The sequence below is a fragment of the Methanocalculus sp. genome, from assembly GCF_029762515.1.
GTDB lineage: Archaea > Halobacteriota > Methanomicrobia > Methanomicrobiales > Methanocorpusculaceae > Methanocalculus.
Genome location: NZ_JARVGN010000360.1, coordinates 1 through 2,400, shown reverse-complemented (window position 1 = coordinate 2,400; position 2,400 = coordinate 1). Strand labels below are relative to the sequence as shown.

Sequence of the window (2,400 nt, the reverse complement as noted above, 5' to 3'; positions counted from 1 at the left end):
CGGCTGTTGTTCTCATCGGGTACTTCGCCTATATCGGGATACTGGCAGGTCTCATCTAAAAGAGTGGAAGCCCAAGAACCGACCAGACGATGATCGGAACCATGATCGCCCCCATGCAGAAGACCCGTTGCACCGAGACCATCGGGGGCACCGTCCCGATTGCGGTTGCAAGCGCGAGAATCAGGAGTCCAAACGGTCCCGTCACAAGAGCTGTCAATGCCACAAGGAAGATGACCACTGAAAGATTCAGCCGCCTGACATTCAGGGCTGCCAGGTACCGTGAGCCTTTTGAGAAGAGAATTGTCAGCGGATACGCAGCCACCGCAGCGAGACAGGCAGCAAGCATGATCCCGGCAAGCGGCGGCAGTTCATCTGTTGCGATTGCCACCATCGCACCGTTCCGGGCCCGCGAAAGGGCATAGAGGGCGGCGATACCGAGGAACGCATTTGCCGTATTCGCCGCACCGGTTGCAAGGATATACCCCCTCCCATTCCGGGTATATGAGATAAATGAGGCAAGTACCGCGTTTGCAGTTGCATTTGAGAAACCCGGCATCCACCCGACGACTGCACCCGCAACCGAACCGGCAGCAGCAGCCCCGGCGATCTCCCGCCGCTCCATCCGGATCCCCCGGTATATCTGCTCGGGGATTGTGCCTGTTGCTCCTTTCAGGAGGATCGGCAGTCCAAAGAGGCCGGTTAAGAGCGGGAGGAGGAGCGGGCTCCCGCCGGGGAGCACCTGCCAGGAGAGGTATGAGTAGGCAAGCGTGAATGAACCGAGGATCCCCGATGCGATGAAGACAGCAACAGCCCATTCCGGCGCCTCTGACCTTACCACCAGCACCCCGGCAACCGTCAGCAGGAGCAGGCCGATCCACCAGTCAAGGTACGGCTGGAGCGGAGGCAGGAGAGAGAAGAAGAGCGGAAAGAGCACCAGCCCGAATGCGGCACCCGCAGCAGATCCAAGTGCCGAGATCCGGACCGCCTCCTCACCAAGCCCTTTCATGCAGAGATCATGCGCAGGCAGAACCGCAATCGCAGTATCTGGATCGGGCACGCCGAGGAAGGTGGAAGGAACTGCATCAAGGAAGGTATGCGTGATCAGGGTTGCTGTGACAGATGCTGCAAAGACGGCAGGACCAAAGAGGAGAAGGAGTGCCGGATGCACCCCGAGCAGGATACCTGCCATGGTGTTTGAATGGATCCCCGGCGTACACCCGCTGATGGTACCGAGTACCACACCGATTGCCGCTCCGATCAGGATCCCATCCATCATGCGAAGGTGAAGGTTGAACCAGAGAAGACAAGAATATCATGCATCCGTCCCTATAGAGATCAATGATCATTGCGATAACCAGGCTTCCGGAGAAGGCAGGCAGGGATCGGGCTACCTGTGAGCAATACGGCCATTCCTGCCGGATTGTCTCGCCTCTGGCTGCAGATGTCTATGACAACCAGATCCAGGCGTTTGTGCTGGAGGCAAACCGCGGCGCCTTCGACTGCATCTTCTTCACCAGCGCGCTTCCTGCCGAGCGGATTGCCCCGCTGCTCGAAACAGATGCCCGGATCATCGCAATCGGACCCCAGACTGCCCGGATGCTGGAGAAGGAAGGGCTGAAGGTCGAAACGCTCCCCACATACTATTCCCGGGATTTTGTGCCCTACCTCGGCGACTGGATTGAGGGGAAGGCGATCGGCATTCCCCGTGCCGATGTCCCAAACCCCACCCTCATTCAGGGCATTGAAGATGCCGGAGGCACGGCATATGAGTACCGGTGCTATGGGCTTGTTCCGACGCATACACCACTTGACACAGATGGGGCAGATGCGATCCTCTTTACAAGCGCAAACTCATTTCTGATGGCTGTCTGGGAGAAGAATGCAGATATCATCCCGATTGCAATCGGGGATATCACCGCAGACGCAATGCGGAAAGGGGGAGTGGAGCCGGCGGTTATCGGTGACGGATCTCTTGCCGGAACCCTTGAAGCACTGAATACCTACCTGAGAGTGAAGAGATCATGACCGGAGACAAACAGACCACCATACAGTCAGGAATAGTCATCATCGATAAGCCGCCCGGCCCCACCAGCCACGAGGTTGCCGCCTGGGTGCGGGATATCCTCGGTGTCAGTACCGGGCAGGGAGGGACCCTTGACCCGATGGTCTCCGGCATCCTGATCGTGATGCTTGGAAAGGCTGCCAAGATCGCAGAGCATCTCCTCGCCCATGATAAGGAGTATATCTGCCTCCTGAAGCTGCATGGCGATGTAGCCGAAGACGAGATCCGGGAGGTGGTCAGCAGCTTCTGTGGCAGGGTCTACCAGCGCCCCCCACGCCGGAGTGCTGTGAAGCGGGCGCTCCGTATCAGGACACTCCATGAGATCGAGGTGCTGGATA

The 2,400-nt window shown here is 58.4% G+C and carries 2 protein-coding genes and 1 pseudogene; 2 read left to right on the top strand and 1 reads right to left on the bottom strand.

The genetic code is table 11. The annotated features are described in order from the left end of the window. Positions 1-55: 55 nt before the first annotated feature. Positions 56-1,276, bottom strand: a complete 1,221-nt coding sequence (locus QCH34_RS10915) for a tripartite tricarboxylate transporter permease (protein WP_300334047.1) — start codon at positions 1,274-1,276, stop codon at positions 56-58. A gap of 62 nt (positions 1,277-1,338) precedes the next feature. Between QCH34_RS10915 and QCH34_RS10910 the strand changes: the two genes are divergently transcribed. Beyond that, positions 1,339-2,025, top strand: a complete 687-nt coding sequence (locus tag QCH34_RS10910; RefSeq protein WP_300334046.1) for a uroporphyrinogen-III synthase — start codon at positions 1,339-1,341, stop codon at positions 2,023-2,025. After that, positions 2,022-2,400 (top strand): annotated as a pseudogene (locus QCH34_RS10905) (RNA-guided pseudouridylation complex pseudouridine synthase subunit Cbf5); the annotation flags it as partial. The gene QCH34_RS10910 and the pseudogene QCH34_RS10905, both read left to right, overlap by 4 nt.